This is a genomic window from Amycolatopsis sp. NPDC057786 (assembly GCF_042797905.1).
In the GTDB taxonomy this organism is placed as follows: Bacteria; Actinomycetota; Actinomycetes; order Mycobacteriales; family Pseudonocardiaceae; genus Amycolatopsis.
In genome coordinates this window covers 1-26,309 of record NZ_JBHVKW010000076.1, presented here as the reverse complement: position 1 = coordinate 26,309, position 26,309 = coordinate 1, and the positions used below count along the sequence as shown (strand labels likewise).

General features: G+C 69.8%; 27 protein-coding genes. 14 read left to right on the top strand and 13 right to left on the bottom strand.

Annotation, left to right across the window (positions count from 1 at the left end; all coding sequences use genetic code 11):
• Nucleotides 1-45 precede the first annotated feature (45 nt).
• On the bottom strand, nt 46-2,199 hold the full coding sequence (gene recG, locus ACFVM3_RS30270; RefSeq protein ID WP_378443349.1) for an ATP-dependent DNA helicase RecG: 2,154 nt from the start codon (nt 2,197-2,199) through the stop codon (nt 46-48).
• Between the two features lie 4 nt (nt 2,200-2,203).
• Entirely contained in the window at nt 2,204-3,787 is a 1,584-nt protein-coding gene (locus ACFVM3_RS30265) for a DAK2 domain-containing protein (protein ID WP_378443348.1), read from the bottom strand.
• Nucleotides 3,788-3,920: 133 nt separating this feature from the next.
• Between ACFVM3_RS30265 and rpmB the strand changes: the two genes are divergently transcribed.
• Complete coding sequence (rpmB, locus tag ACFVM3_RS30260) at nt 3,921-4,112, top strand: 50S ribosomal protein L28 (RefSeq protein WP_007031450.1); 192 nt, start codon at nt 3,921-3,923, stop codon at nt 4,110-4,112.
• A gap of 207 nt (nt 4,113-4,319) precedes the next feature.
• Here rpmB and ACFVM3_RS30255 read toward each other — a convergent pair whose 3' ends face one another.
• Genes ACFVM3_RS30255 through ACFVM3_RS30245 form a run of 3 tightly spaced genes read right to left on the bottom strand, consistent with a single transcriptional unit; the run spans nt 4,320 to nt 6,018 of the window.
• Nucleotides 4,320-4,997 (bottom strand): uracil-DNA glycosylase, encoded by a 678-nt coding sequence (locus tag ACFVM3_RS30255; protein ID WP_034320386.1) that lies wholly within the window; start codon nt 4,995-4,997, stop codon nt 4,320-4,322.
• Between the two features lie 11 nt (nt 4,998-5,008).
• Nucleotides 5,009-5,539, bottom strand: coding sequence for a gamma carbonic anhydrase family protein (locus ACFVM3_RS30250; RefSeq protein WP_378443347.1), 531 nt, complete (start codon nt 5,537-5,539; stop codon nt 5,009-5,011).
• Between the two features lie 8 nt (nt 5,540-5,547).
• Complete coding sequence (locus tag ACFVM3_RS30245; protein WP_192742791.1) at nt 5,548-6,018, bottom strand: GNAT family N-acetyltransferase; 471 nt, start codon at nt 6,016-6,018, stop codon at nt 5,548-5,550.
• A 51-nt stretch (nt 6,019-6,069) separates the two neighbouring features.
• Here ACFVM3_RS30245 and ACFVM3_RS30240 point away from each other — a divergent pair, with 51 nt between their 5' ends.
• Nucleotides 6,070-6,816 (top strand): GNAT family N-acetyltransferase, encoded by a 747-nt coding sequence (locus ACFVM3_RS30240; RefSeq protein WP_378443346.1) that lies wholly within the window; start codon nt 6,070-6,072, stop codon nt 6,814-6,816.
• Here ACFVM3_RS30240 and ACFVM3_RS30235 read toward each other — a convergent pair.
• A complete protein-coding gene (locus tag ACFVM3_RS30235; RefSeq protein ID WP_378443345.1) occupies nt 6,813-7,769 on the bottom strand; it encodes a thiamine-phosphate kinase in 957 nt (318 codons plus the stop codon). The two genes, ACFVM3_RS30240 and ACFVM3_RS30235, sit on opposite strands and share 4 nt — an antisense overlap.
• Nucleotides 7,770-7,902: 133 nt before the next feature.
• On the opposite strand from ACFVM3_RS30235, the gene ACFVM3_RS30230 reads away from it, so the two are divergent.
• Both ACFVM3_RS30230 and ACFVM3_RS30225 read left to right on the top strand, forming a co-directional pair.
• On the top strand, nt 7,903-8,136 hold the full coding sequence (locus tag ACFVM3_RS30230; protein ID WP_005160289.1) for an Lrp/AsnC ligand binding domain-containing protein: 234 nt from the start codon (nt 7,903-7,905) through the stop codon (nt 8,134-8,136).
• A gap of 124 nt (nt 8,137-8,260) precedes the next feature.
• Nucleotides 8,261-8,803, top strand: coding sequence for a DUF3515 domain-containing protein (locus ACFVM3_RS30225; protein WP_378443344.1), 543 nt, complete (start codon nt 8,261-8,263; stop codon nt 8,801-8,803).
• A 4-nt stretch (nt 8,804-8,807) separates the two neighbouring features.
• On the opposite strand, the gene ACFVM3_RS30220 is transcribed toward ACFVM3_RS30225, so the two are convergent.
• Together ACFVM3_RS30220 and ACFVM3_RS30215 are read right to left on the bottom strand one after the other, a co-directional pair.
• On the bottom strand, nt 8,808-9,737 hold the full coding sequence (locus ACFVM3_RS30220; RefSeq protein ID WP_378443343.1) for a zinc-binding dehydrogenase: 930 nt from the start codon (nt 9,735-9,737) through the stop codon (nt 8,808-8,810).
• Between the two features lie 33 nt (nt 9,738-9,770).
• The gene (locus tag ACFVM3_RS30215) at nt 9,771-11,129 is read right to left on the bottom strand and encodes a PLP-dependent aminotransferase family protein (RefSeq protein ID WP_378443342.1); all 1,359 of its coding nucleotides are present in this window, start codon (nt 11,127-11,129) and stop codon (nt 9,771-9,773) included.
• Nucleotides 11,130-11,218: 89 nt separating this feature from the next.
• On the opposite strand from ACFVM3_RS30215, the gene ACFVM3_RS30210 reads away from it, so the two are divergent.
• On the top strand, nt 11,219-11,872 hold the full coding sequence (locus ACFVM3_RS30210) for a pyridoxamine 5'-phosphate oxidase family protein (RefSeq protein ID WP_378443341.1): 654 nt from the start codon (nt 11,219-11,221) through the stop codon (nt 11,870-11,872).
• A gap of 80 nt (nt 11,873-11,952) precedes the next feature.
• On the opposite strand, the gene ACFVM3_RS30205 is transcribed toward ACFVM3_RS30210, so the two are convergent.
• Nucleotides 11,953-13,389, bottom strand: coding sequence for a sensor histidine kinase (locus ACFVM3_RS30205; RefSeq protein WP_378443340.1), 1,437 nt, complete (start codon nt 13,387-13,389; stop codon nt 11,953-11,955).
• Nucleotides 13,386-14,081 (bottom strand): response regulator transcription factor, encoded by a 696-nt coding sequence (locus ACFVM3_RS30200; protein ID WP_378443339.1) that lies wholly within the window; start codon nt 14,079-14,081, stop codon nt 13,386-13,388. Before ACFVM3_RS30200 ends, ACFVM3_RS30205 begins: the two co-directional genes overlap by 4 nt.
• Before the next feature lie 136 nt (nt 14,082-14,217).
• Between ACFVM3_RS30200 and ACFVM3_RS30195 the strand changes: the two genes are divergently transcribed.
• The 6 genes from ACFVM3_RS30195 to ACFVM3_RS30170 all read left to right on the top strand — a co-directional run bounded on the left by ACFVM3_RS30195 (nt 14,218) and on the right by ACFVM3_RS30170 (nt 19,257).
• Complete coding sequence (locus ACFVM3_RS30195; protein ID WP_378443338.1) at nt 14,218-15,564, top strand: ferric reductase-like transmembrane domain-containing protein; 1,347 nt, start codon at nt 14,218-14,220, stop codon at nt 15,562-15,564.
• 17 nt (nt 15,565-15,581) lie between these two features.
• Nucleotides 15,582-15,995 carry an FMN-binding protein gene (locus ACFVM3_RS30190; RefSeq protein WP_378443337.1) on the top strand — a complete coding sequence of 138 codons (414 nt, stop codon included), beginning with the start codon at nt 15,582-15,584 and terminating at the stop codon, nt 15,993-15,995.
• Nucleotides 15,992-16,729: an FAD:protein FMN transferase gene (locus tag ACFVM3_RS30185; RefSeq protein ID WP_378443336.1), complete on the top strand. Its 738-nt coding sequence runs from the start codon at nt 15,992-15,994 to the stop codon at nt 16,727-16,729. Before ACFVM3_RS30190 ends, ACFVM3_RS30185 begins: the two co-directional genes overlap by 4 nt.
• A gap of 42 nt (nt 16,730-16,771) precedes the next feature.
• A complete protein-coding gene (locus tag ACFVM3_RS30180; protein WP_378443335.1) occupies nt 16,772-17,152 on the top strand; it encodes a VOC family protein in 381 nt (126 codons plus the stop codon).
• A complete protein-coding gene (locus ACFVM3_RS30175; RefSeq protein WP_378443334.1) occupies nt 17,149-17,973 on the top strand; it encodes a class I SAM-dependent methyltransferase in 825 nt (274 codons plus the stop codon). The genes ACFVM3_RS30180 and ACFVM3_RS30175 overlap by 4 nt, the downstream gene beginning before the upstream one ends.
• 270 nt (nt 17,974-18,243) lie before the next feature.
• A complete protein-coding gene (locus ACFVM3_RS30170; RefSeq protein ID WP_378443333.1) occupies nt 18,244-19,257 on the top strand; it encodes an asparaginase in 1,014 nt (337 codons plus the stop codon).
• A 74-nt stretch (nt 19,258-19,331) separates the two neighbouring features.
• Here the strand turns inward: ACFVM3_RS30170 and ACFVM3_RS30165 are convergent, their stop codons facing one another.
• The 3 genes from ACFVM3_RS30165 to ACFVM3_RS30155 all read right to left on the bottom strand — a co-directional run bounded on the left by ACFVM3_RS30165 (nt 19,332) and on the right by ACFVM3_RS30155 (nt 21,761).
• Nucleotides 19,332-19,811 (bottom strand): cysteine dioxygenase, encoded by a 480-nt coding sequence (locus ACFVM3_RS30165; protein ID WP_378443332.1) that lies wholly within the window; start codon nt 19,809-19,811, stop codon nt 19,332-19,334.
• Nucleotides 19,812-20,004: 193 nt separating this feature from the next.
• Nucleotides 20,005-21,018 carry an NAD(P)H-dependent glycerol-3-phosphate dehydrogenase gene (locus ACFVM3_RS30160; RefSeq protein WP_378443331.1) on the bottom strand — a complete coding sequence of 338 codons (1,014 nt, stop codon included), beginning with the start codon at nt 21,016-21,018 and terminating at the stop codon, nt 20,005-20,007.
• Nucleotides 21,018-21,761: a 1-acyl-sn-glycerol-3-phosphate acyltransferase gene (locus ACFVM3_RS30155; protein WP_126733595.1), complete on the bottom strand. Its 744-nt coding sequence runs from the start codon at nt 21,759-21,761 to the stop codon at nt 21,018-21,020. The genes ACFVM3_RS30160 and ACFVM3_RS30155 overlap by 1 nt, the downstream gene beginning before the upstream one ends.
• 57 nt (nt 21,762-21,818) lie before the next feature.
• Between ACFVM3_RS30155 and cofC the strand changes: the two genes are divergently transcribed.
• The 3 genes from cofC to ACFVM3_RS30140 are packed head-to-tail and all read left to right on the top strand — an operon-like array spanning nt 21,819 to nt 25,739.
• Nucleotides 21,819-22,448, top strand: coding sequence for a 2-phospho-L-lactate guanylyltransferase (cofC, locus tag ACFVM3_RS30150; RefSeq protein ID WP_378443330.1), 630 nt, complete (start codon nt 21,819-21,821; stop codon nt 22,446-22,448).
• 58 nt (nt 22,449-22,506) lie between these two features.
• Nucleotides 22,507-24,807: an RNA degradosome polyphosphate kinase gene (locus ACFVM3_RS30145; protein ID WP_378443329.1), complete on the top strand. Its 2,301-nt coding sequence runs from the start codon at nt 22,507-22,509 to the stop codon at nt 24,805-24,807.
• The gene (locus tag ACFVM3_RS30140) at nt 24,804-25,739 is read left to right on the top strand and encodes an NUDIX domain-containing protein (RefSeq protein WP_378443328.1); all 936 of its coding nucleotides are present in this window, start codon (nt 24,804-24,806) and stop codon (nt 25,737-25,739) included. The genes ACFVM3_RS30145 and ACFVM3_RS30140 overlap by 4 nt, the downstream gene beginning before the upstream one ends.
• Nucleotides 25,740-26,309 lie beyond the last annotated feature (570 nt).

The window sequence follows — 26,309 nt, the reverse complement described above, 5'->3', positions numbered from 1 at the left end:
TCGGCCGGCCCGTCGGCAAGGTCCGATCGGGCAGAGATGGTCACGTCAGCTTTTTTCCAGGTACTCCACGCGATCTTCGTCGACGACGTCGGCGATCATATGCGCCAGCCCCAAGTAATTCCCCAGAGCCGGGTCCTTTTCGACGATTTCCAACGCGCGGGCCCTCGCCTCGGCGATGACGTCCTCGTCGCGCAGCAGTGACAGCAGCTTCAGGGTCGATTTCTTCCCCGACTGCGCGGCACCGAGGATGTCGCCCTCGCGGCGCAGCTCCAGGTCCATTCTGGACAGTTCGAAACCGTCCGTCGTGGACTCGACGGCGGCCAGCCGCTCGCGGGTGGTCGTCCCGTCCAGGGTCTCGGTGACCAGCAGGCACAGCCCCGGCACACTGCCCCGGCCGACCCGTCCGCGCAGCTGGTGCAGCTGGCTGATGCCGAACCGGTCGGCGTCCATGATCACCATCGCGGTCGCGTTCGGCACGTTCACGCCGACCTCGATCACGGTGGTGGCGACGAGCACGTCCAGGTCACCCGCGGAGAACGCCCGCATCACGGCGTCCTTGTCGTCGGCGGGCATCCGGCCGTGCAGGACCCCGATCTTCAGACCCTTCAACTGTCCCTCGGCCAGCTCGGGCGCCACGTCGAGGACCGCCAGCGCGGGCCGCTTGTCGCCCTTGTCCGACGCCGGTTCGTCGCCGATACGCGGGCAGACGATGTACGCCTGGTGGCCCTTGCCGCATTCCTCGCGGACCCGCTGCCACGCCCTGTCCAGCCAGGCGGGCCGCTCCGCGACCGGCACGACCGACGTCTTGATCGGCGACCGGCCGACCGGCATCTCGCGCAGCGCGGAGATCTCCAGATCGCCGTAGACGGTCATCGCGACCGTGCGCGGGATGGGCGTCGCCGTCATGACGAGCACGTGCGGGCTGGTCTCGTCGGCGCCGCGCGAGCGCAGCGCGTCCCGCTGCTCCACCCCGAAGCGGTGCTGCTCGTCGACCACGACCAGGCCGAGATCCGCGAACGACACCGTGTCCTGGATGAGCGCGTGCGTGCCGACGATGATCCCGGCCTCGCCGCTGACCGTCTCCAGCAACGCCTTCTTGCGTTCCTTGGCGCCCATCGACCCGGTCAGCAGGGTCACGCGCGTCGCGTTCTCCGCGCCGCCGAGCTCACCGGCCTGCCCGAGGTCGCCGAGCATCTCGCGCAGCGACCGGGCGTGCTGCGCGGCGAGGACCTCCGTCGGCGCGAGCATCGCCGCCTGCCGCCCGGAATCGACGACCTGCAGCATGGCGCGCAACGCGACCACGGTCTTACCGGAACCGACCTCGCCCTGCAGCAGGCGGTTCATCGGATGCTCGGTGGACAGATCACGGGCGATCTCGTCGCCGATCTCCTGCTGGCCCGACGTCAGCGCGAACGGGAGCCGTTTGTCGAAGGCGTCGAGGATGCCGCCCTCGGTGTGCGGACAGGCTTTCGCGGGCCGCGAGACCAAAGAATGCCTGCGCTGCGCGAAGATCAGCTGCACGGCCATGGCCTCGTCCCATTTGAGCCGGTCGCGCGCGGAGTTCAGCGCCTGCCAGCTCGACGGGCGGTGGATGCCGCGCAGCGCGCTCTCCAGGCTGGGCAGGCCGTACCGGGCGAGCAGCTCGATCGGCATCGGGTCCTCGTCGACCTCCAGCACGTCCAGCACCTGCCGGACGGCCTTGGCGATCACCCAGGTCGGGATCCCTTGCGCCGCCGGGTACACCGGGATGATCTCGGCGAGGAAGTCGTCCATCGCCTCGGCCTGACGATCGGCGTCGAAGAGTTCGTACTCGGGGTTCGCCAGCTGCAGGACATCGCGGAACGCGGTGACCTTGCCCGCGAAGAGCCCGTTCTTGCCGGGCACGAGTTCCTTTTCGCGCCAGGCCTGGTTGAAGAAGGTGCACTGAAGACGACGTTTGCCGTCGGTGATCACCATTTCGAGCAGGGTGCCGCTGCGTGCCTTCATCCGGCGCTTGTTGACGCGTTCGATGCGCGCCATCACGGTGGCGTGCTCGCCGAGTTCGAGCCCGGCGATGTCGGTGAGCTGGCCGCGCTCGGCGTACCGGCGCGGGTAGTGGCGCAGGAGGTCGCTGACCGTCTCGATCTTGAGGCCCTTGGCGAGTGCCTTCGCCGTCGCCGCGCCGACGACCAGCTTGAGGTCCGCGCGCAGGTTGGTCATGCGGTCACTCCACCCCCATCAGCAGCACGGCGTCGGTTTGGCCGCCCGCGTAACTCGTCACTTCGACCTCGGGATGTTCCAGGCGCAGCTGGTCGGCCAGCTCGCCGGGCAGCCGGACCGGCGCGTCGAGCCCGGTCAGCACGGTGACCAGCTCGCCGCCGAGGGCCAGCATCCGGTTCAGCACGCCGACCGCCGCCGCGACCAGGCTCGTCTCCGAGGCGGGCGCGGGCTCGATCAGCACGACCTCGCCGTCGACGAGGCCGACGACGTCACCGGCCTGCGCCCGGCCCACCCAGGTTAGCGACTCCTCCTGCGCGATCCTCAGTTCGCCACGCCTCGTGGCGGCGGCCGCTTCGGCCATCGCGACCACGTCGTCGTTGGTGCGGCGATCCTGGTCGTGGACGGCCAGCGCGGCGAGCACCTGGACGGGTGACACACACGGGATGACGACGACGTCGCGATCCGCGGCCATCGCGTGGCTCGCGGCCGCGTCGGCCGCCGCGGTCAGCTCCTGACCGCCGGGAAGGACGGTGACGTGATGCCCGGCGGCCTCGTTGATCAGGCCCAGCATCTCCTCGACCGTCGGCTGGACGCCGTGCGGGACCGAAAGCACCGCGACCCCCTCCGCGCGGAGGAGTTCGGCCAGCGGCCCGCCGTGGACCACGGCGACCACCGAACGGTCGATGCCGCCGCCGACCTCGACCGGGGTGGGCGTGATCAGCGGCTCGACCCGGACCCGGCGGGGGCGGCCGAGCTCGATCCCGGCCTCCAGCGCCGCGCCGATGTCCGCGCAATGGACGTGGACGGCGTACGCGCCGGCGCCGTCCCCGGCGACCGTGACGCTGTCGCCGAGGCCGCTGAGGGTCTTGCGAAGCCCGGGGAGACTGGTTTCGTCGACGTCGTCGAGCAGGTACATGACCTCCCAGGCCGTCGGCGACTCGATCGGGTGATGGTGATGCGCCTCGAGCGGGTGCTCCGGCTCGGTGAGGCCGCCGGAGATCACGCCGGAAAGAGCGTCGAGGACCGCGACGAGCCCGCGGGCGCCCGCGTCGACCACCCCGGCCACCGCCAGGACCGGAAGCTGCTTCGGGGTCTCTTCGAGGGCTTCGGCGGCGACGCTCGCCGCCGCGGCGGCCACCTCTTCGAGTGACCCTGTCTCGTCACGGACAGCTGCGGCGACGGTGTGGAGGACGGTCAGGATGGTCCCGGCCACCGGACGGCTCACCGCGCCCGTGGCCGCCCTGTCCGCGCAGCCGAGCGCCTCCGCGAGGCCGGGCCCGTCGATTTCCCTCGCGGCCGCCGACTCGGCGATCCCGCGCACGACCTGCGACATGATCACGCCGGAGTTGCCCTTCGCCGCGGCGACCGCGCCCTTGGCGAACGCCGACAGCGCCTCGGCGGTCGTCGCCGGGTCGGCCTCCGCCAGCGCGTCACGGGCCGCCGTCATGGTGAACAGCAGGTTGGAGCCGGTGTCGGAGTCGGCGACCGGGTAGACGTTGATGCCGTCGATCGCCGGCCGGAGCACCGCCAAGCTGTGCACACAGGCCGCCGACCAGGCCGACACCGCCGCCACGTCCAGCACCCGCACCGCGTAACCTCCTAGCTGTTCCAGCGAGGGTATCGACCCGGTGCCGGAGGGCTCTGAGCCACTGGTTACTATGGTCGAGTTGCCCAGCGTGCTGGGCGCGTCATTCTTTGTCCCAGATCCAGAGGAGTTCGACGTGGCTGCCGTGTGCGACGTCTGTGGCAAGGGACCGGGCTTTGGCAAGTCGGTCTCGCACTCCCACCGGCGTACCAACCGCCGGTGGAACCCGAACATCCAGACCGTTCACGCCAAGATCGGTCTGTCCCAGCGCAAGCGCCTGAACGCCTGCACCTCGTGCATCAAGGCAGGCAAGGTCGTTCGCGGCTGAGCCGGGTTTTTGGGGAATGGCGGGTGCTCTTCGGAGCGCCCGCCATTTTTTATGGGGTGGTGCTTGGGCGTTCCGTTCCGCGGAGCATTCCCACGCGCCTCACCTTCGCACCTTCCCGAAGTACATGAAGGACCCCTTCCTTGCGCCTAGGTACAGGAAGGGGTCCTTCATGTACTGGGGAGCGGCCGTCACGGACGCGCGTGAACGTCAGGGGAGCTTCCAGTCCACAGGACCGGCGCCCTGCTGCTCCAGCAGCTGGTTCGCCCGGCTGAAGGGGCGCGAGCCGAAGAAGCCGGCGTGCGCCGAAAGCGGGCTCGGGTGCGCCGACTCGATGCACGGCACCTTCCCCAGCATCGGCTTCAGGTTCCGCGCGTTGCGGCCCCACAGGATCGCCACCATCGGCTCGTCCCTGGCGGCGAGGGCCTTGATGGCCTGCTCGGTGACCGCTTCCCAGCCCTTGCCCTGATGCGAGTTCGACTTCCCTGGCTGCACGGTCAGCGACCTGTTGAGCAGCAGGACACCCTGGTCGGCCCAGGGCGTCAGGTCCCCGTTCGACGGCAGCGGGTGCCCGAGGTCCTCGCAGTACTCCTTGTAGATGTTGATCAGGCTCTTCGGGATCGGCCGGACGTCCGGCGCCACCGAAAAGCTCAGCCCGACGGCGTGCCCGGGCGTCGGGTACGGGTCCTGGCCGACGATCAGCACCCGCACGTCGTGGAACGGCTGCTGGAAGGCCCGCAGCACGTGTTCACCCGCCGGGAGATAGGTCCGGCCCGCGGCGATCTCCGCGCGGAGGAATTCCCCCATCGCGGCGACCTGCGGCGCCACCGGTTCGAGGGCCTGCGCCCAGCCTGCTTCGACGATGTCCTGCAGCGGTCGTGCGGTCACGGCGTGCGAGCTTACTCACGTCCGTCGAGTCGCCGGAGTTCGACCCGGAACCTCGCCGCACGCTCGACGTAGCCGTCGACGACCAGTTTGATCATGTCCGGCCCGAACGAAGTGTTCGGCCGCGTCTTCGCCGGGACGCCGAGCGCGATATGTCCACTGTCCACATGGGACCCATAGGAGAGAACCGCGCCCGCGCCGACCATCCCGCCGTCCTCGACGACGGTTCCGTTCAGCACCACCGATCCCGACGCGATCAGGCAACCCTCACCGATCCGCGCGCCTTCGATGTGCACCGAATGCCCGACGGCGGACGACTTCCCGATGATCGTCGGCTCCTTGCGGGTGCAGTGCAGGACGCAGCCGTCCTGGACGTTGGACCGCTCGCCGATCTCGATGTACCCGTGGTCGCCGCGCAGCACGGTCTGCGGCCACACCGACGCGAACGCCGCGATCCGGACGTCGCCGATCACCGTCGCGTCGGGGTGGACATAGGCGTCCGGGTGGATCGAGGGTTCGAGGTCGCCCAGTGCGTAGATCGGCATGCGTTCTCCTAGACCAGCGGCTTGCCGTAGCAGATGCTTTCCGGCTCGTCCTTGTAGTACCCGAAACCCGGGATCTCCCGGTATCCGGACGATTCGTACAGCGCGATGGCCTCCGGCTGTTTGTCGCCGGTCTCCAGCACCATGCGCAGCCGTCCGGCCTCGGCGGCCGTCCGCTCCAGATCGGCGAGGATCGCCCTCGCCAATCCGCGCCCTCGCGCCGAAGCCATCACGAACACCCGTTTCATCTCGGCATCACCCGGCAACAGGGGTTCCGGCCCATCGTGCGCCCGCCAGGCACCGCACGCGACCGGGACGTCGTCGAGGTAGGCGGCGATGAACAGCCCCCTCGGCGGGGCGAACTGCGCCGCGTCCATCGGTGTCTCGTCTTCGCTGCCGTACCGGGCGGCGAGTTCGAGCTGCGCTTCGGCCAGCAGTTTCACCGCGTCGGGGTGGTCGTAGGCCAGCACACGAAGGTCCATGGGCGCGAGATTAGCGAGAAGACTTGCCATTCCCCAAAGTAGATTGCGGTCATGTCGATCGAGACGTCCATCACCGGCCTCGCCGAGGCTCCCCTGCGCCAGGCACGCAATTCCGCCGCCTTCTGGGCCGCGACCGGCCGGTCCCGCGGCCACGAAGTGATCCACCGCCGGGGTTTCCTCGCCGTGGCCGGTGACGAGCGCGCGGGATTGCGCGTCCTGCTCCAAGAGCCGGCCCTCACCGACGGCGAGCTGGCGGAAATCACCGAGCTCGCCGCACGGGCTACAGGGCCGGTGGAGGCCGAAGATCCCTTCAGCGCCACCGATCTGAACCATCTCGGGGAGATGCGCAGCTGGCAGATGCCCGTCATGCTGCGCTCACCCGCCCCGGTCGCCGAACCCGCGATGGAGGTGGTCCGGGTGCGCGAGGAAGCGGACCTGCGGGCGGCCGAACGCGTGGTGACCGAAGCCTTCGAACTCGCGCGTTTCCGGCCGGGCGAGATGTTCCCCACGGCCATCCTCGACCAGCCGGGCGTCGAGATGTTCATCGCTCGGCTCGACGGCGAAGTCGCCGGGGCGTGCGTCACCGTCGTCGACAACGGCTTCGGCAGCCACTACTGGGTCGGCACGCCGGACGCCTTCCGCTCGCGGGGCGTGGGACGAGCCGTGATGCTCGGCTCCCTCGCCCCGCTGGCGGAGCTGCCGGTCACCCTCACCGCGTCACGGCTGGGCAAACCGCTGTACGAATCCCTCGGCTTCACCGCCGCCGCGGAGTCGACCTGGTGGGCCCCACGCTCCTAGCGCCAGTGCTGCCAGCCGCTGTCGTGCCCGTACTGCTTCCCGTCCACCGTCACCCCCGAATCCGGCATGGTGACGACGCCGATCTCGGTCCAGCCCTCCGGCAGATCGGCGAAGGAGGGGAAGGTGGCCGCGAACGCGTGGTCCTCGCCGCCGGTGAGGACCCATTTCAGCGGGTCGGCGCCGAGGGCGGTGCCGACCTCGGTCAGCCTGCTCGACACGTCGAGGTCCGCCGTCCGGACATCGATCCCGACACCGGAGGCCTCGGCGATGTGGCCGAGGTCGGACAGGAGCCCGTCGGACACGTCGATCATCGACGTCGCGCCACCGTCGGCCGCGCGGATACCCGCCTCGTAGTCCGGTTCGGGACAACGCTGCGCGTTGACCACGCTGACCGGCGAGCGGAAACCCCGCCCGAGCACGGCGAGCCCGGCCGCCGCCCAGCCGAGCCGCCCGCAGACCGCGACGACGTCGCCGGGCCGCGCGCCCGACCGCGTCACCGGTTCCCTGCCGCCGAGGTCGCCGAGGGCGGTGACACTGATCACGATCTGGTCGGCGCGCACCATGTCGCCGCCGACGATCCCGATCCCCGCGCGGTCGGCTTCGAGCCACATGCCCTGGGTGAGTTCGGTGACGAGTGCCGTCGGTGTGTCCGAGGGGCACGCGAATCCCATGAGGACGGACGTCGGGCGCGCGCCCATGGCGGCGATGTCGGTGAGGTTCACCGCGACCGCCTTGCGCCCCACCTGCTCGGCGCTGGACCAGTCGAGCCGGAAGTGGACGCCCTGCACGAGCACGTCGGTGGAGGCCACCGTCCGCCCGTCCGGGCTGGCCACGACGGCCGCGTCGTCCCCCGGTCCGAGCAGTGTCGTCTCCGGCTGTTTCCGGCCGGCGGTCACCGCCTCGATCAACCGGAATTCACCGGTCCCGGCGACCGTGCCGTCGTTCGGTGACACCCGTCACCTCCACTTTCCCTTGTCCGGACAAATATCGATCACCGATAGTCGGAAGCCCTAGGTTTTTCCCGGGGCTGGCGATACGTTGCTACAACGTTCCTACCTTGAGCCGACTTTTACGAAGGGGCGCGCCGTGGTCCACGCATACATCCTCATCCAGACCGAGGTCGGCAAAGCCGCCGCGGTCGCCGCGGAGATCTCCACCATCTCCGGTGTCACCAGTTCGGAGGATGTCACCGGCCCGTACGACGTCATCGTCAAGGCCGCTGCCGACACCGTCGATCAGCTGGGTCAGCTCGTGGTCGCCAAGGTGCAGAACGTGGAAGGCATCACGCGGACGCTGACCTGCCCGGTCGTTCATCTGTGAGTGCCTGTCGGCGGAGCTGAGGATGCACTCCGCACCGGCGACGTGAACGACCGGACAGCGTCCTGCCGACGTCGATCGCGGACGCGGGTTCACCACCGAAATTCCGAAGTGGTGTAGTTGTCCGGTGGCTGACACGGACACCGGCGCACCGCCGAAACCCCTGCTGATCGCGGCCGCCTGCCTGGCGATCCTGCTCGTCGCGGGCGTGGCCGTCTTCGGGCTGACCCGCGGCGCGGAATCCGGCGCCCCGGCCGCCGACGGTCCGCTCCCGCTCGTCCCGGTCCCGGCGCCTCAGTCGGGGTCACCCGAATGCGCGAAACTCGTCGGCGCGCTCCCGCACGAGCTCACGTCGTCCGGTAACACGCTGGTCCGGCGCAAGCTGGCCGATCCCGCCCCCGAGGCGACGATCGGCTGGGGCACCGGCGACCCGGTGGTCCTGCGCTGCGGTCTCGGCAAGCCGCCGGAGCTCACCCGGACCTCGCAGCTGCGGACGATCAACGGCGTCCAGTGGCTGCAGGTCGAGGGTGAGGGCACCGCGACGTGGTTCGTGGTGGATCGTCCCGTCTACACGGCGCTCACCGTGCCGAACACCGCGGGGACGGGGCCGCTTCAGACCGTTTCCGAGGTCATCGCCGCCAATCTCCCCCCGGTGCCGCTGCGGTTCTGAGCGCTCAGGGCAGGAGCAGGCTCTTGCCGGTGTACCGCCGCGCCTCGATGTCCGAGTGCGCGGCGGACGCCTCCGCCAGCGGGTACGTCCGGCCGATGATCGGCGTCAGCTTCCCGTCGGCCGCCTGCCGCAGCACTTGTTGCGCCATGTCCACAACGGACAGCCGGCCGCGGTCGGCGTCGCCGATCACGGTCTCCGCGCCACTGGACATGCCGTAGCCGGAGAAGCGGCCGCCGTTCTTCAGCAACGCCAGCGAGGCGGCGCCGAGTTCGCCGCCGACGCCGTCGAAGACCACGTCCAGCCGGTGGCCGCCGGTGAGGGCGAGGACGTCTCCCGTCCAGTCCACCGCCGAGTAGTCGACCGGCTCGGCCCCCAGTTTCCGCGCGATCGCCGCCTTTTCGTCGCCGCGGACCGCCGCGAAGACGATCGCGCCCGCCGCGCGGGCGAGCTGCACCAGCACGCTGCCGAGCCCGCCGACGCCGGGCGCCACCAGGATCCGCTCGCCTGCCCTGACCGGAGTCTTCTCCAGCAACGCCAGCGCGGTGCTGCCGTCGTCGAAAAGGGCCACCGCGTGCCGCGGATCCAGCCCGTCCGGAATCGGGAAGGTGTCTTCCGGCAGCGCGACGACCGTGTCCGCGTATCCCCCGCCGTAGCCGCCGGGCGCGTGGCTGAGGACCTGCTTGCCCAGCCAGGTTTCGTCGACTCCGGCACCCACCGCGTCGACGGTGCCCGCCACCGACCCGCCCGGTACGTACGGCGGCTCGACCGCGAACACGTCGGGACCTTCACCTCGCCGGATGAGGGCGTCGAGCCAGCCGACCCCGGCCGCCGTCACCGCGACGCGGAGCTCACCCTCCGCCGGTTCGGGGGTCGGCACTTCGACCTGCTCCAGGACTCCGGGATCACCGAACCGGGACACTCTGATCTCACGCATGATCGCAAGCTATGACCTCCAGTTCGCTGGAGGTCAAGCGAGCACGGCGATCAGCGGTTTCAGCGCGGATCGCAGCGCCTCGCGCGAACAGCCCGCGTAGCCGATGAGGTTCCCGAACACCGTCGGCGTCCCGGCGAAATGCCGGGCCAGCCCGTCGAGCCGGATCCCGGCGCGTTCCGCCGCCGCCATCCGGGCCGCCTCGTCGGCCGCCGAGCCGCACGGGACGACCAGATGCGCGCCCGCGTCGTCGCCGAGCACCGGGATCCCCGCCGACGTCAGCGCGGCCGAGACCAGGGAGCGGCGCTCCGACAGTTCCCGCCGGAGCTTCCGCAGGTGGCGCCCCAGATCGCCGTGCCGCGCCAGCTCGGCGAGCACCCGCTGCCCCGCCGGCGAAGGACGCGTCCCGGTCGCTTCGCGGTACTCCAGTACCGCGGCCGCGACCTGGGACGGCGCGACCATCCAGCCCGCGCCCAGCGCCGGGGTGAGGATCTTGCTCGTGGTGCCGAGATGCGCGACGACGTCGGGCGCGAGCGCGGCCAGCAGCGGCAGCGGCGCGACGTCGAACCGCAGCTCCCCGTCGTAGTCGTCCTCGATCACCAGCATGCCGTTGTCGCGCGCGAGTTCGACGAGGTCGACGCGGCGGGAGGCGCTCATCCGGCTGCCGAGCGGGTACTGGTGCGCGGGTGAGCAGTACACCGCGCGAACGTCCGCGGGGACGGCGTCCGGGCGCAGCCCTTCTTCGTCGACCGGGACGGGCACGACCTCCATCCCCGCCCGCCGGAACGCCTGCACCGCGCGCTGGTAGCCCGGTTCCTCGATCGCGACCCGGTCACCGCGCGAGAGCATCGCGCCCGCGAGTTCGATCACCGCGGCCGTCGTGCCGCCGGTCGCGAGCACCGTTCCGGCGGCGAGGCCGCGGTGCCGCAGCAGATGCTCGGACACGGCGTCCCGGTACGCGGGCAGGCCCGCCCTGTCCTCGCGGTAGGTCGGGCGCGGGTCCGCGGCGGCCCGCCACGCGCGACGCCAGGCGGCTTTCTCGATGCCGTCGGCCCACGGGACGCCCGGGGTGAGGTCGACCAGCGTGGGCGGGGCGGCGGGGGTGCCCGGCGCGGGCCCTTTCGACGGCCTGTCCGCGGGCGGTGTGGTGGTGACGTACGTGCCGGAGCCGTGACGGCCGGCGATCCAGCCCTCCGCGTGAAGCTGTTCGTACGCGGCCGACGTCACCGTGCGGCTGACGCCGAGACGGCTCGCGAGTGCTCTGGTCGAAGGCAGCCTGTCGCCGCCGCGCAGATGTCCGTCGCCCGCGGCCGCGCGCAACGCGTCGGCCAGCTGGACCGCGAGCGGGACGAGCGAATCGCGGTCGAGACTGACCGGCAGAGCGGTGTCGGACATGGTGTACTCCGCACTTCCCGAAGTGGCCTTCTCAAGTATAGGAGAATTGGACATTATTACAGGCCACTCACGGGGGTGAGACTACTCGCATGTCCACCCCGCTCTCACCTACCGACAGGACCACCCTCGGCCGCAAGAAGAACCGCGCCCTCACCGACCGCTCGGCGCTCTACTCGGTGCTCGACGAAGGCCTGATCTGCCACCTCGGTGTCGTGCGCGACGGCGTCCCGCTGGTCATCCCGACCGGCTACGGACGCGACGGCGACACGCTCTACCTGCACGGATCGACCGGCGCGCGGAGTATGCGCGATTCCGACGGCGTCGAGGTCTGTGTCACGGTGACCCTGCTCGACGGCATCGTCTACGCGCGCTCGGTCAACAACCACTCGATGAACTACCGCAGCGCGGTGATCCTGGGCAAGGCGGCCGCGGTCACCGATCGCGAACGCAAGATGCACGGCCTCCACGTGCTGACCGACCACCTCGCGCCCGGTTCGTGGGAGCACGCGAGGGACGTCAACGCGAAGGAGTTCGCGTCCGTTTCGGTGCTGGAGCTGGACCTCACCGAGGCTTCGGTGAAGATGCGCGGCGAGGGGCCCGACGATCCCGAGGACGAGGTCGCGGCCGATCTCTCGTGGGCGGGGGTGCTGCCGGTGCGGACCGTGTTCGGTGAGCCGGAGCCGTCGGCGGATCTCGTCGGTGAGTGGACGGTGCCGGAGCATGTGAAGCGGCGGGTCGGGTAGCGCTCACCAACGCTATGAAAGGTCCTTTCCTTGCAAAATTTGCAAGGAAAGGACCTTTCATAGCACGCGCGCGAGAGGGATCACGAGCGGTGGCGCGGCAGCCGCACCGTGAACGTCGTCGCCCCCGGCACGCTCTCGACCTCGATCGTCCCGCCATGCGCCGAGACCAGCGACAGCACCACCGAAAGCCCCAGCCCGGTCCCGCCGTTGCCGCGCGTGCGGGCGGTGTCGACCCGGTAGAACCGGTCGAAGATCCGCTCCCGCGCCTCCGGCGGGATCCCTGGCCCGGCGTCGCTCACCCGCAGGACGACCTCCGAGTCCGAAGCCGAAGCCGACAACGTCACCGGCGTCCCTGGCGGCGTGTGCACCGCGGCGTTGGCGAGCAGATTGTCCAGCACCTGCCGCAGGCGCACCGGATCCGCTTGCAGGACAACATCTTCCGGGAGCGCGCCGATACTCAGCGGATGCTCCGGGCGGCCGGCGGCGAAGGCCTCCCCCGCGTCGGTGATCAACTCGGCGACATCGACGTCGATCAGCCGCAGCGGCGCCTCGGTCTCCGGCGCGTCGAGGCGCGCGAGGAGCAGGAGGTCGTCGACGAGCACGCTCATCCGCTGTGTCTCTTCCCGGATCTTCGACAGATGCGCGTCGCGTTCGGCGGGTTCGTTCGCCGCGGCGTAGCGGAAAAGCTCGGCGTAGCCCCGGATCGACGTCAGCGGCGTGCGCAGTTCGTGGGAGGCGTCGGCGATGAACCGCCGCAGCCGTTCGTTCGCCTCCCGGCGCGCGACCAGCGAGGAATCGAGGTGCGCCAGCATCACGTTGAACGCCGTCCGCAGTTCCTCGACCTCGGCACCGCCGCCGCTGGCCTGCGCGCGCACCGGGAGATCGGCGTTCGCGGTGAGATCGTGCGAAGCGATGTCGTGCGCCGTCCCGGCCATGTCGCTCAGTGGCCGCAGCCCGCGCCGCAGCACCAGCCGTCCCGCGATCACCAGCACCGCCAGCGCCAGCAGGAACGCGACGACCTCGACCATGATCAGCTGGCTGACCGTCCGGTCCAGATCGGCCTGCGGCGCGGCGCTGACCAGCACGATGTTCTGCGCCGGTTCGATCGGGCAGGCCCGGACGCGGTAGGTGCCCTTGTCCTCGATGTAGACGGTGCGCAGGACCTCGGTCCGCGTCGCGTCCTCGGCGACCTTTTCGAGCGCCTTCGTGTCCGGCGGCAGGGAACCACCCGCCTGCGGCCGCGCGTCGCCGTTCTGTACCGCGAAAACGGCGGAGAACCAGCCGTAGGCCTGCTGCGGTTTCCCGCCGTGCGTGGTGCGCAGCGACGGCACCTGGCTGATCTGGGTCTTGGCGAGCTGTTCGTCGAGCCGGTCGTTGAGATAGCCCTTCATGATGCCGACCATCACGGTCCCGACGACGGCGAACACGACCAGCGCCAGCGCGCCGAGCCCGAGCGCCAGCCGCGTGCCGAGCCTCGATCGACGCCAGGCGTCGTACCACCGGCGCAGGATCTTCATCTCGCCGCCTGCCGGACGACGTAGCCGACACCGCGCACGGTGTGGATCAGCGGTTCGCCGCCCGCGTCGAGTTTGCGGCGCAGATGCGAGATGACGAGTTCGACCACATTGGACCGGCCGCCGAAGTCGTATTCCCAGACGTGGTCGAGGATCTGTGCCTTGGTCAGCACCGAAGGCGAACGCCGCATGAGGTAGCGCAGCAGTTCGTACTCGGTCGGGGTCAGCTCGGCGGGTTTGCCGCCGCGGGCGACCTCGCGGGTGTCCTCGTTCAGGGTCAGATCACCGACTCGCAGCACCGCCGCCTTGGCCTGGTTGGTGCTCCGCCGCAGGACGGCGCGCAGCCGTGCCATCAGTTCCTCGACGGAGAACGGCTTCACGAGGTAGTCGTCACCGCCGCGGGTGAGCCCGGCGACCCGGTCCGCGGTCGCGTCCTTCGCGGTGAGGAAGACCACGGGCACCGCCGTCCCGGACTCGCGGAGCTTGTCCAGCACGGTGAACCCGTCGATCCCTGGCAGCATCAGGTCGAGCACGACGATGTCGGGCCGGAATTCGGCGGCGCGTTCGAGCGCGGCCTCCCCCGATCCGGCGGTGACGGCCTGCCAGCCCTCGTAGCGGGCGACGGTGGCCACCAGGTCGGCGATATGCGGCTCGTCGTCCACCACCAGCAGGCGGACGGGGTTCTCGGTGTTCACAACGCCATCCTCCGTTAACGCGCGCGCGAGGGCGAGGCGGGAGCGCACACGACAGGAAGCCGACAGGTTCCGCCAAGAAAGGTCACAGGTTGGCCCAGCAGGCTCGGCACTTGAACCGGACCGAGAGGAACCACGTGTGACCACCATGACGCAGACCGCCGTGAGACCGCGCCCGGCGATCCGTCCCAGGATCGCCGCACGCGCCGGGCTCTTGCTCTTCCTCGGGGCCAACGTGGCCGCCGTGACCATGCTCTTCTTCGCCGCCGGGCCATCGGACAACGTGCTGATCAGCATCGGCAGGCTCGCCGGGCTGTACGGGGCGCTGGCGATGGCGTTCCAGCTGCTGCTGGTCGCCCGGCTGCCGTGGCTCGACCGCCGCCTCGGCATGGACCGGCTCACCGGCTGGCATCGCTGGACCGGGTTCAGCCTGCTGTGGACGCTGCTCGCCCACTTCGTCTTCATCGTCTTCGGCTACGCGCAGGTCGAGGACAACGGCGTGGCCGAGGAGTTCGTCACGATGGTGACCAAACTGGAGGGGATCCTGCGCGCGGTCGTCGCGTTCGCGCTGATCCTGCTCGTCGGTGCCGTTTCCGCCCGGTTCGCCCGCCGCCGTCTGGCGTACGAGACCTGGCATTTCCTTCACCTCTACACCTACGCCGCGGTCGTGCTGGCGTTCAGCCACCAGATCGCGCTGGGCGGATCGTTCGCGTCGTCGCCGGGGGCTCAGGTCTACTGGTGGGCGGTGTGGGGTGTCGCGCTCGGCGCCGTCGTCGCCGGCCGGGTGATGCTGCCGCTGGCGCGTAACCTGCGTCACCGCCTGAAGGTCGTCGCCGTCGTCCCCGAGTCCCGCGACGTCGTCTCGGTGTACATCTCCGGCAAGCATCTCGACAAGATGCCGGCGCGGGCGGGCCAGTTCTTCCTGTGGCGCTTCATGACCCGTGATCGCTGGTGGCAGGCGAATCCGTTCTCGCTGTCGGCCGCACCGGACGGCCGTACCCTGCGGCTGACCGCGAAGGCCGCCGGTGACGGCAGCGCGTCCCTGCGGTCCCTGAAGGTCGGCACGCGGGTGTTCGCCGAAGGACCGTACGGCGCGTTCACCACGATGCACCAACGGAAACCGGACGCGTTGCTCGTCGCGGGCGGTGTCGGGATCACGCCAATCCGAGCGCTGCTGGAGGAGATCTCCGGACACGTCGTGGTGCTCTACCGCGTCCGCGACGAACGCGACGCCGTCCTCCTGCCCGAGCTGATCGGGCTGGCGCGGGCACGCGGCGCGGTCGTCCGGGTCCTCAGTGGACCGTCCGATCAGGCCGGTCCGGTCCTCGGCGCGCCCAACCTGCGGCGGATGGTGCCGGACATCACGGACCGGGACGTCTTCGTCTGCGGCCCGCCGGGAATGACCTCGGCGACGCTGCGCAGCCTTCGGGAGCTGCGGGTGCCGTCCCAGCAGGTCCACGCCGAACGTTTCAGCCTCGCCGCCTGAGCCAGGGAGTCCCGATCATGAAGAAGACCATCGTCGCCGCCACGGTCGCCCTTTCGGCCGCCGGTTTCCTCGGTGTCTGGCTGTATGAACCCGGCCCTCTCGGCACGGAGACCGTGGCCGTCGCCGCGGCGCCGAGTTCGTCTACTTCGGACGGTGGAGCGTCCGAAGGCGCCGAGCGCACCATCGACGGTTCGGTGGAGAGCAACAGGTATGGCACCGTCCAGGTGCGGCTGGTGATCTCGCCGGAGGACAAGATCTCCGAAGTCCGCCTGCTGCAACGGCCGACCAGCGGCCGCGGGGTCGCCGCGATCCCGATCCTGCAGGAGGAGACGCTGACCGCGCAGAGCGCCGACATCGACACCGTCTCCGGGGCCACGTCGACGAGCGAGTCGTACGTCAAATCGCTGCAGGCGGCGCTGGACGCCAGATGAACCGCGTCGAACAGGTGATGGGGCTGCCGATCTCGGTCGACGTCCGGGCGGGCGGCGCCCTCGTCGACCACGCGATCGACGGCGTTTTCGGCTGGCTGCGGGAGGTCGACGCGCGGTTCAGCCCGTTCAAGGCAGGCAGCGAGGTGTGCCGCTACGACCGCGGTGAACTCGCGCCGTCGGAGCTGAGCGACGACCTCCTGGAGATCCTGTCGTTGTGCGATCACTACGAACGGTTGTCCGGCGGGGCCTTCACCGCGCGGCTCCCCGGCCGGCGGCTCGATCCGAACGCGGTGGTGAAGGGCTGGGCGGTGCAGCGGGCGGCGTCCCTGTTGCTCGCCGAAGGCTTGGACGTGTTCTGTCTCAACGCCGGCGGGGACGTCGTCACCGCCGGCGAACCGGAACCCGGCCGCGCCTGGCGGGTCGGCATCCGGCATCCCGAACGGCCGGGCGCGGTCTGTGCCGTGGTCGAATCGTCCGGTGGCGCGGTCGCGACCTCGGCGGAATACGAACGCGGCGCGCATATCCTGGACGGACGGACCGGGCGCCCGCCCGCCGGTCTGCTGAGCGTCACGGTCGCCGCCGACGACCTCGTCACCGCGGATTCCCTGGCCACGGCCGCGTTCGCGATGGGGACCGAGGGGATCGCCTGGGTCGCCTCACAACCGGGGTGCCAGGTGCTGGTCATCGACGCGGAACGGCAGGTGCACCGGTCGCCGGGTTTGCGACTCGCTTAATCCGTTGGCCGGGCTTCGCGAGCTCGGGCAGACTGCGGCGTCATGACCTCTGTCGTACAGAACTTCTTCTTCGACTGCGCCGACGCCTACGAACTGGGACGCTTCTGGAGCGGCGTCGTCGGCAAGCCGATGGCCGACGACGATCAGCCCGGTGACCCCGAAGCGATCATCGAGATGGACAACGGTGTCACGCTGTTCTTCGGGCAGGTCCCGGAGCCGAAGACCGTGAAGAACCGGATCCATCTCTGCCTCACGCCGGACATCCCGCGCGACGAGGAGATGGAGCGCCTGCTGAAGCTCGGCGCGACCCTCCTGCACGACCGGCGCAACCCGGACGGCACCGGCTGGGTCGTCCTCGGTGACCCCGAAGGCAACGAATTCTGCGTGCTGCGCAGCGCCGCCGAAAAAGCCGCCACGTCGTGACGGACTACCTGACCGTCAACCGGGCGAACTGGGACGAACGCGCTCCGGCGCACGCCGCTTCGGCGGACTACGGCTACGAGAAGTTCGTCGCGGACCCGGCGCACCTCAGCGGCGTGGTCACCTTCGACCGGCCGCTGCTCGGCGACGTCTCCGGCGCCAGGGGAGTGCACCTGCAGTGCCATATCGGCACGGACACGCTTTCTCTGTCCCGCCTCGGCGCACGGATGAGCGGACTCGACTTTTCCGCGCCCGCGCTGGAGATCGCGCGAGGGCTGGCCACCGAGACCGGCACGGAGATCGACTATCACGAGTCCGATGTGTACAGTGCCGCCGACGTGCTGGGCGCCGGGGAATTCGACCTCGTCTACACGGGAATCGGCGCGCTCTGCTGGCTGCCGGACATCGCCCGCTGGGGACAGGTCGTCGGCGCGTTGCTGCGGCCGGGCGGACGGCTGTTCATCCGCGACATGCACCCGATGCTGGGCACCCTCGACGAGACGCAGCCGCTCATCACGCCGCGCTACCCGTACTTCGAGCAGGCCGAACCGCTGGTGTTCGACGATCCGGGGACCTATGTGGACACCGACGTCTCGTTCCAGCACAACCGGACGCACGAATGGAACCACGGGCTCGGCGAGATCGTCACTTCGCTCCTCGGCGCCGGGCTGACCCTGACGCGGCTGGTGGAACACGACAGCGTGCCGTGGAACGCGCTTCCCGGGTTCATGACACTGAACGAGGCGACCGAGGAATGGCGGCTGACCGAGAATCCGCGGCGGCTGGCGGCGAGTTTCACGATCGAAGCTGTGAAGGCGCGTTGAGCGCGTGGTGTCGCGAAAGCCACTTTCGGGACGTCTGATGTCTCGAAATTGGCTTTCGCGACATGATCGCCAGGGCGATGCGGGGCCCGGCCACGGCCGACGTTGCGAAAGTGGCTTTCGCAACCCGGCCGGGCCCAGCACTCGGCAGACCACCTGCAGTACATGAAGGCGAGCAACAAGGACACCGGTACCAAGCCGGTCGGGTCTCGTGAGTGGTAAGGACGGTTGGAACCGGCCTTACCACTCACGAGCTTTTGGAAGAATGTCCTCATGAGCGTCTTCCTTGAGAAACGGCCCCTTGTCGCCGTCGCCGCCCTGGGCGGCACCATCTCGATGGTCCCCGGCGACGGTAAGGACCACGCCGTCCCCCGGCTCACCGCCGCCGACCTGCTCGGCGACCTCGGCGAGAACCTCGAGATGGACGTCCGCGCCGAGACGCTCGCGGGGATTTCCAGCGCGTCGATGGATTTCGCGACGCTGATCAGGACACGGGAGTGGGCAGCTCGGGCCGTCGACGAAGGCGCTGACGGCGTCGTCGTGGTCCAGGGCACGGACACGCTCGAAGAGACCGCGTACTTCTTCGAGCTGACGTGGGCTTTCGAGGCGCCGATCGTGATCACCGGCGCGATGCGCAACCCCAGCCTGCCCAGTGCCGACGGCGCGGGGAACCTGCTGGCCGCGTTGACCGTCGCCGCCGATCCCCGCAGCCGGGGCCGCGGCTCGCTGGTCGCGTTCAACGACGACGTCCACGCCGCGCGCTGGGTCCGCAAAACGCATTCGAGCCACGTCGAGGCGTTCTCCTCGAATCCCGCCGGACCGCTCGCGTTGCTGAGCGAGGGCTTGGTGCACTACTTCCACCCGGTCGCCGCCCGCCCGGCCGCGTTGTCCTTGGAGAACGCGGACTTCTCCGGGCTGGTGCCGATCGTCGAGAGCGGTGTCGAGGACACCGGCGAGCTCCTGGAAACGCTGGTCAAGGCCGGGGTGAAGGGCGTGGTGCTCGCCGCGAACGGCGCCGGGCACGTTTCGGCGGGATCCGCCGACGTGATCGAACGGGTCCTGCCCGAGGTGCCGATCGTGGTCGCCGGCCGCACCGGCGCCGGGCCGACGTTTCGCGGCACCTACGGTTTCCGCGGTTCCGAATCGGATCTGATCGCGATGGGCGTGACCATGGCGGGCTGGCTGGACCCGCGCAAATCCCGGCTCCTGCTGCACACCCTGCTCGCCACCGGCGCTTCGCGAGACCGCGTCGACGCCGAATTCCGGCTGCGGGGTGACCTCGCCTGACCCGGCGTTTCGTCCTCTGAATGCGGTAGTTGCACGCGCAAGGAACGCATTCAGAGGACGAAACGCGGAAGGTGTCAGTCCCGGACGGGACCCGAGACGGGGTCCAGGTGGTACGGCCGCATGGCGCGGGGCCGGTGCCGGTAGACGTGCACGCTGACGGCGGGATCCGGGCCGTCGTTGCGCACTTCGTGGACGTAGCCGGGGCCGAAGACGCGAGACTGGCCTTCCGAGAGCGAATGCAGCTCGGTCACGGCTCGCCCGTCGACGGCACGCCTGGCGACGGTCTCGCTCAGCTTCCCGCTGACCACGGTGAACGCGCCCGCGGCGAATTCGTGGTCGTGCAGGTCGGTGCGCTGGCCGGGCAGCCAGCTCATCAGCCAGATCTCCTGCAGTTCGTCCGCGTCGACGAGCGCGGAGAAACGCTCGTCGGGGTCGTAACGCAGCAGATGCCGCCAGCGGTCACGGTCCGCGGCGAATTCGAGCGCGACGCGCACCGGGTGGCGCAGCGCGGGGTTTTCGGGAATGACCAGCGTGTTGGCCGGGACGGCGAACATGGAGAAGTCCTCGCAGAAGGAAGAAGGGTGTCGAGCTGGGCCGGGGCGGGGTTCACCGACAACAGAGACACGCGCACGCGACCACGCCAAGACCCGAGAGGCCCCGCGACACAGTCATCCCACGTGCGAACATGCGCTCAGCGAACCAGCACGGAGCACGCCGGTCAACTGATCCCACTCCGTGGACCGCGCCTCAGGACCACTCGTGCTTCTGCGACCGGCCGAGCAGCTCGGCTCCCGCGCGCCGCGGGTCGACCCCTTCGTGGCATACGCGGTGCATCGCGTCAGTGATCGGCATGTCGACACCGAGCCCCATCGCGAGTTCCCGGATCGACGTGCACGATTTGACGCCCTCGGCGACCTGACCGCCGGTGGCCGCGAGCGCCTGCTCCAGCGTGTCGCCCCTGCCGAGCCGCTCGCCGAAGGTCCGGTTGCGCGACAACGGCGACGAGCAGGTCGCCACCAGGTCGCCGACGCCGGCGAGCCCGGCGAAGGTCAGCGGGTCGGCGCCCAGTTTCGCGCCGAGCCGGGCCATCTCGGCCAGCCCGCGGGTGATCAGGGTGGCCACGGTGTTCGCGCCCAGCCCGAGCCCGGCCGCCATCCCGCAGCTGAGCGCGATGACGTTCTTGCACGCCCCGCCCAGCTCGCAGCCGACGACGTCGGTGTTGGTGTACGGCCGGAAGTACTGATTGAAGCTCGCCCGCTGGATCGCCTTGGCGTTGTCGTGGTCGGTGCAGGCCAGCACCGCCGCCGCCGGCTGCCCGAGCGCGATCTCCTTCGCCAGGTTCGGCCCGGACACGACCACGATCTGCCCGGGGTCGACGCGGGCGATCTCGGCGATGACTTCGCTCATCCGCTTGAGCGTGCCCAGTTCGACGCCCTTCGCGAGGCTCACCAGGATCGCGTCGGCGGGCAGCAGACCGGACCACTCCGACAGATTGGTCCGCAACGTCTGGCTCGGCACCGCGAGCACCACGGCCTGCGCGCCGTCGAGGGCCTCGGCCGGATCCGAAGTCGCGGTGATCCGCTCCGGCAGTTCGATATCGGGTAAATAGGACGAATTGCGGTGCCGGTCCCGGATGTCGGCCGCGACCTCGGGCCGCCGGGCCCAGATCGTCACGTCCCGGCCGGCGTCGCCGAGCACCTTCGCGAACGCCGTCCCCCACGATCCGGCGCCGAGCACGGTCACCCGCTGGACCTCGGCCATCAGGCGTCGTCCTCCGGCTTCTTCGCGGGCGGTTCCTCCTGGCGGATCTCCGCGAGCAGCGCGGTGATCTCGGTCATCATCAGATCGGTGACCTCGCGCAGCTTGGCCGCGCTGCGGGTCGAACCGTCCTTGTAGGCGGAAAGATCCATCGGCTCGCCGACCAGATGCGTGATCGTCTTGCGCGGGAACGGCGTGAACTTCTTCGTGTAGCCGTTGAAGATGTGGTTCGTGCCCCAGCGGGCGATCGGGATCACCGGCACGTCGGTCTCCAGCGCGAGCCGCGCGGCACCGGTGAACGGCTTCTTCGGCCAGCCGTCCGGGTCCTTGCTGATCGTCCCCTCCGGATAGATCACGACGACCTTGCCGTCACGCAACGCCTGGTGGGCGGCCTTGAGGCTGTCTCCGGCGGCGGCGGAACCGCGCGAGACCGGGATCTGCCCGGCGCCGACGAAGATCTTGCCGAAGAGCGGCGCCCTGGTCAGGCTCTCCTTGCCGAGGAACCGCGGCACCCGCTTCTGCCGGTGCACGAAGACCGCGTCCACCGCCGGGTCCATGTGGGACACGTGGTTGAGCAGGAGCAGCGCGCCACCTTCGCGGGGGATCCGCTCGGCGTTGCGGTAGACCCGCTTGCCGATGGCCGTCGCCGGGTAGAACAGTGCGGCGGCGATGCCCACCCAGATGCCGCCCTTCTCACGCCGGGCCAATTCGTCCTCCTCGAAGTCACACGTGTCGTCCCAGGCCACTGATCCTGCCGCGCGCATCCGAGCGCGGTCCAGGGAGGGTCGGGTAAGAAGTGAGATGTGGACGTGGACCTGATAGTGCCGATGAAACGCCCCGCCGAGGGCAAGTCCCGGCTTCGCGGCGCGGTCGTGCCCGAGCGGCACGCCGAACTGGTGCTGGCCCTGGCCTACGACACGGTGTCCGCGGCGACCTCGGCGGACGGGGTCCGCCGGGTGCTGGTGGTCGCCGCCGACCCGGTGTCGGTGGCGGAGCTCACCGAGCTCGGCGTCGAAATCGTCACCGAACCGTCGCGCGGCGGATTGAACGCGGCCCTGCGCCACGGCGAGGAGCTGCTGCGCCGGGACTCGCCGTCCGGTCTCGTCGGCGCGCTGCAGGCCGACCTGCCCGCGCTGCGGACCGAAGACCTCACCGCCGCCCTCGCCGACGCGGACGGGCGTCGGGCGTTCGTCGCCGACCGGCAGGGAACGGGCACGACCCTGTTGCTCGCGGGGGCCGGCCACGCGCTGGCCCCCCGGTTCGGCGCGGGTTCCGCGCGGGCGCACACCGCGTCCGGTGCGACGCCGCTCACGATCGCCGCGGAATCGCTCAGGGCCGACGTGGACACCGCGGATGATCTCGCTCACGTTCGCACTCTGGGTGTCGGAAAGCGCACTTCAACGCTGCTGGGAACACCCTGCGTGGTGATGTGACGAGAGTTCACCCTGGCGACCCGCGCGCGGCGCACATAATCGCCCCGAGTGGTGAACAATGAAGCCCGTGAGCACAAATGACGGCGGCACCCCGAACTCGGCAAGGAAGCGGAAGACCTCCGCCGCGAAACCGGAACCCGGCAACGGCACGGCGAAACCCGCCAGGGCGAGGAAGACGACACCGGCGGCGAAGACCACCCCGCGCGTGACGCGCGGCGGTTCGGCGAGCCGTCCCGCGCAGGAGTTCCGCGCGCTGCCCGCCGCGCCTCCCGCGGTGACGTCGGCGCCCACCGCCGTCGAATCCCTGCCCGACGACCGGTACTTCAACCGTGAGCTGTCCTGGCAGGATTTCAACGCGCGTGTGCTCGCGCTGGCCGAGGACGAGTCGCAGCCGCTGCTCGAACGCGCCAAGTTCCTGGCGATCTTCGCGTCCAATTTGGACGAGTTCTACATGGTGCGGGTCGCCGGGCTGAAACGCCGCGACGAGACCGGGCTGCCGGTCCGCAGCGCGGACGGGCTCACCCCGCGCGAGCAGCTGGCGTACATCGCCAAACGCAACCAGGACCTGGTCGAGCGGCACACGAACGCCTTCGAACTGCACCTGCGGCCGCAGCTGGCGGAAGAGGACATCCTCATCGTCGGCTGGAACGACCTGGCCGGCGCCGACCAGCTCCGGCTGTCCAACTACTTCAGCGAGCAGATCTTCCCGGTGCTCACACCGCTGGCCGTGGATCCCGCGCACCCGTTCCCCTACATCTCCGGCCTTTCGCTCAACCTGGCCATCACCGTCCGGGACCCCGAAGCCGGCACGGAGCGGTTCGCCAGGGTCAAGGTGCCGAGCAACGTGCCGCGCCTGATGCGGATCGAGCAGCAGCCCAGGGAGAGCCACACCGCGACGTTCCTTCCGCTGGAGGAACTGATCGCCGCCCACCTCGGCGAGCTGTTCACCGGCATGGAGGTCACCGAGCACCACGCGTTCCGGGTCACCCGCAACGCGGACTTCGAGGTCGAAGAGGACCGGGACGAGGATCTTCTCCAGGCACTGGAACGCGAACTGGCCCAGCGCCGGTTCGGCCCGCCGGTGCGGCTCGAAGTGGCGCAGGACATGAGCGAGCACATGCTCGAACTGCTGCTGCGCGAACTGGAGGTCGACCCGCGCGACGTCGTCGAGGTCCCCGGTCTGCTGGATCTCACCTGTCTGCACCAGTTGTCCGGTGTCGACCGGAAGGAACTCAAGGACCGCCCTTTCGTTCCCGCCACGCATCCGGCGTTCGGTGAGCGCGAGACGCCGAAGTCGGTGTTCGCGACCCTGCGCGAGGGCGACGTCCTCGTGCACCACCCGTACGACTCGTTCTCCACCAGCGTCCAGCGGTTCATCGAACAGGCCGCCGCGGACGACAAGGTGCTGGCGATCAAGCAGACGCTGTACCGCACGTCCGGCGACTCCCCGATCGTCGACGCGCTGATCGACGCCGCCGAGGCCGGCAAGCAGGTCGTCGCGCTGGTCGAGATCAAGGCGCGGTTCGACGAACAGGCCAACATCACCTGGGCCCGCACCCTGGAACGCGCGGGTGTGCACGTGGTCTACGGGCTCGTCGGGCTGAAGACGCACTGCAAGGTGTCGATGGTGGTGCGCCAGGAGGGTTCGACCATCCGCCGCTACTGCCATATCGGCACCGGCAACTACAACCCGAAGACCGCGCGCCTGTACGAGGACCTCGGCATCCTGACCGCCGACCCCACGATCGGCGCGGATCTGACGGATCTGTTCAACGTGCTGACCGGTTACTCCCGCCAGGACACCTACCGCAACATCCTCACGTCGCCGCACGGGATCCGCCGCGGCATCGTGCGCGCGATCGGCGAGGAGATCGAACTCGCCCGCGCCGGCCAGACCGCCGGGATCCGGATCAAATGCAACTCGCTCGTCGACGAGCAGGTGATCGACGCGCTGTACCACGCCTCACAGGCGGGGGTGCCGGTCGACATCGTGGTGCGCGGGATCTGCTCGCTGAAGCCGGGTGTGGAGGGGCTGAGCGAGAACATCCACGTGCGGTCCATCCTCGGCCGGTTCCTGGAACACTCGCGCGTCTTCACCTTCCTCGCGGGCGGCACGCGGTGGATCGGCAGCGCGGACATGATGCACCGCAACCTCGACCGCCGGATCGAGGCGCTGGTGCGGGTCAAGGATCCGAAGCTGACGGCTCAACTGGACTACATCTTCGAATCCGCGTTGCACCCCTCGACCCGGTGCTGGGTGCTGAACTCGACGGGCGAGTGGACCCCGTTCCCCGCGTCGGGCGACGACGTCCGCGACCACCAGGTCGAGCTGGCGAAGCGGCACGGGGCGGCGGGATGAGCGGGGTCATCCGGGCGGCGGGAGCCGTTCTCTGGCGTCGTGACGGGGACCGGATCGAGGTCGCGCTGGTCCATCGGCCGCGCTACGACGATTGGTCGCTGCCGAAGGGAAAGCTGGATCCCGGCGAGACCATCGCGGGCGCGGCGGTCCGGGAGATCGAAGAGGAGACCGGATTCGAGGCGGTCCTCGGCCGCTATCTGGTCCGGACCGAATACACCGTGGCGGGAGTGCCGAAAACGGTCGACTACTTCTCCGCGCACGCCGTTTCCGGTGCGTTCGCTCCGAATGAGGAAGTCGACGAGTTGCGCTGGCTCGACGCGGAGGCGGCGGAGAAACTGCTGACGCGGCCCGAGGACGTCCGGGTGCTGCGCGAGTTCTCCGCGCTGCCGCCCGAACTCACCACGGTGATCCTGGTGCGGCACGCCAAAGCGGGTAAACGCGACGAGTGGAACGGCGACGACGACCTGCGGCCGCTGTCGGACGCGGGCCAGCGCCAGGCTGAGGCGCTTCGTGCGCTGCTGCGGCTCTACGCGCCCGGCAGGGTGCTCTCGGCGCCGCGGCTTCGCTGTGTCCAGACGGTGAACGGGCTCGCCGAAGACCTCGGGGTCGAGATCCGGCACGAGCCGCTGCTGTCGGAAGAGGGCTACTGGCCGGACCCGGTGCTCGGTGTCGCACGGCTGCTGGCCATCGCCGGTGACGGCGGGACGCCGGTGATCTCCAGCCAGGGCGGGGTGATCCCGGACGTCGTCAGCGCGCTGGCCGACCGCGACGGCGTCGACCTGACCGCCGCGCGCGGCGGTGTGGTGCCGTCGAAGAAAGGTTCGTTCTGGGTGCTGTCGTTCCGGGCGCCGACCGAACAGGACGGGCCGGTGCTGGTGGCGGCGGACTATTTCGCGACGCCTTTGCCCACGCCCGCTCCCGCCCACCCCTGACGCGGTCGCGGTCGCGGCGATGACGTTGCGAAAGCCACTTTCGCAACGTTGAAGGTTGCGAAAGTGGCTTTCGCAACCTCCGGCGAGCGAGGACCGGGCCTGCCCATCCCTGACGCTTCGCCTGCGCTTATCCCCGAACTCGCGTGTCTGGAGCCGTATCACGCGTGCTTGGAGCCGTAACTCACGAGTTCGTCTCCAATCACGCGAGTTACGGCTTCAATCACGCGAGTTACGTCTTTGATCACGTGAGTTCGGTGTCTGGACACGGGAAAGCCGTGCGGCTCCCCCACGTGGGTGACGTGCCTTACTCCGGCAGTGTTCCCGCCCGTCGCTCCACTGTGGAGGGCAGCGCCGGGAAATCTCGGCGATGCGTCCATCGGAGTGACCGGCCGAAGCGGATTCTTTTCCGCGCCTTCGCCCACCGGCACGAGAATCGCATCACATGCGCCGCTGAGCCACCGTGGATCCCTTCGGGGACATGATCCCCGGCCCGTCCCGCGCGAGCGCGTCGGGCGAAACCAGGCGGTCGCACGGTATACCGGCCGAAAAATGCGGCAGGGCCCCGCGCCG

What these genes read in the sequence shown, in the direction of transcription:
- ACFVM3_RS30250 (WP_378443347.1), bottom strand. Translation starts at nt 5,539, where the DNA reads ATGCCGATCTACGCACTGGGCGACCTCGAACCCTCGATCCACCCGGAC.
- ACFVM3_RS30205 (WP_378443340.1), bottom strand. Translation starts at nt 13,389, where the DNA reads ATGAAGATCCTGCGCCGGTGGTACGACGCCTGGCGTCGATCGAGGCTC.
- ACFVM3_RS30215 (WP_378443342.1), bottom strand. Translation starts at nt 11,129, where the DNA reads ATGTCCGACACCGCTCTGCCGGTCAGTCTCGACCGCGATTCGCTCGTC.
- ACFVM3_RS30190 (WP_378443337.1), top strand. Translation starts at nt 15,582, where the DNA reads ATGAAGAAGACCATCGTCGCCGCCACGGTCGCCCTTTCGGCCGCCGGT.
- ACFVM3_RS30170 (WP_378443333.1), top strand. Translation starts at nt 18,244, where the DNA reads ATGAGCGTCTTCCTTGAGAAACGGCCCCTTGTCGCCGTCGCCGCCCTG.
- ACFVM3_RS30185 (WP_378443336.1), top strand. Translation starts at nt 15,992, where the DNA reads ATGAACCGCGTCGAACAGGTGATGGGGCTGCCGATCTCGGTCGACGTC.
- ACFVM3_RS30180 (WP_378443335.1), top strand. Translation starts at nt 16,772, where the DNA reads ATGACCTCTGTCGTACAGAACTTCTTCTTCGACTGCGCCGACGCCTAC.
- ACFVM3_RS30220 (WP_378443343.1), bottom strand. Translation starts at nt 9,737, where the DNA reads ATGCGTGAGATCAGAGTGTCCCGGTTCGGTGATCCCGGAGTCCTGGAG.
- ACFVM3_RS30140 (WP_378443328.1), top strand. Translation starts at nt 24,804, where the DNA reads ATGAGCGGGGTCATCCGGGCGGCGGGAGCCGTTCTCTGGCGTCGTGAC.
- ACFVM3_RS30160 (WP_378443331.1), bottom strand. Translation starts at nt 21,018, where the DNA reads ATGGCCGAGGTCCAGCGGGTGACCGTGCTCGGCGCCGGATCGTGGGGG.
- ACFVM3_RS30210 (WP_378443341.1), top strand. Translation starts at nt 11,219, where the DNA reads ATGTCCACCCCGCTCTCACCTACCGACAGGACCACCCTCGGCCGCAAG.
- ACFVM3_RS30245 (WP_192742791.1), bottom strand. Translation starts at nt 6,018, where the DNA reads ATGGACCTTCGTGTGCTGGCCTACGACCACCCCGACGCGGTGAAACTG.
- recG (WP_378443349.1), bottom strand. Translation starts at nt 2,199, where the DNA reads ATGACCAACCTGCGCGCGGACCTCAAGCTGGTCGTCGGCGCGGCGACG.
- ACFVM3_RS30145 (WP_378443329.1), top strand. Translation starts at nt 22,507, where the DNA reads ATGAAGCCCGTGAGCACAAATGACGGCGGCACCCCGAACTCGGCAAGG.
- ACFVM3_RS30240 (WP_378443346.1), top strand. Translation starts at nt 6,070, where the DNA reads ATGTCGATCGAGACGTCCATCACCGGCCTCGCCGAGGCTCCCCTGCGC.
- ACFVM3_RS30165 (WP_378443332.1), bottom strand. Translation starts at nt 19,811, where the DNA reads ATGTTCGCCGTCCCGGCCAACACGCTGGTCATTCCCGAAAACCCCGCG.